Annotated in this window: 1 protein-coding gene; it reads right to left on the bottom strand. The window is 40.9% G+C overall.

The genetic code is table 11. The annotated features are described in order from the left end of the window. On the bottom strand, positions 1–462 hold a 462-nt coding region (locus RCF13_RS02125; protein WP_308140784.1), incomplete at both ends, for a hypothetical protein.

Raw genomic sequence — 462 nt, 5'->3', positions numbered from 1 at the left:
TACATCGTTATATCTTAATACTCTATATCGTTCATATCGTCCATTGTCCATTGGTATTTCAACAGAGAATTGAGAGAAATCTGTACCACTGCTTCTAACCTCCACGATTGGAGAGCGCAATATGTATCGATGTAAAGAATTCCTTAGGGTCTGTTCTTTAAATGGTTCTAGATGATCCAGTCTTATAATCTCGCCTCTCCTCAGTCCATCGACATTGCCATAGGAAGTGATGGTGCCATAGCTCAAGTCTTCGGTAGGAGGCAACCTGTGTCCAAAGGATGGTACAACACTTAAGGTACCATAAAGCTCTTTGGTATGCTGCTGGCTATTTTGTATAGTAATATGATATAGTCCAGCCCCTAGCTTATTTCTTCCTCTTGGTAGGTAGACTTCTAAATACTGCTCTTTTCCGTCTTCCCTAAGGTTGACCCTATAAGCCCTAATGTCATTAAAGAACACCTC

The sequence above is a fragment of the Stenotrophomonas maltophilia group sp. RNC7 genome, from assembly GCF_030910085.1.
Taxonomy (GTDB): domain Bacteria; phylum Pseudomonadota; class Gammaproteobacteria; order Xanthomonadales; family Xanthomonadaceae; genus Stenotrophomonas; species Stenotrophomonas sepilia.
This window is presented reverse-complemented; position numbering and strand designations above follow the sequence as displayed.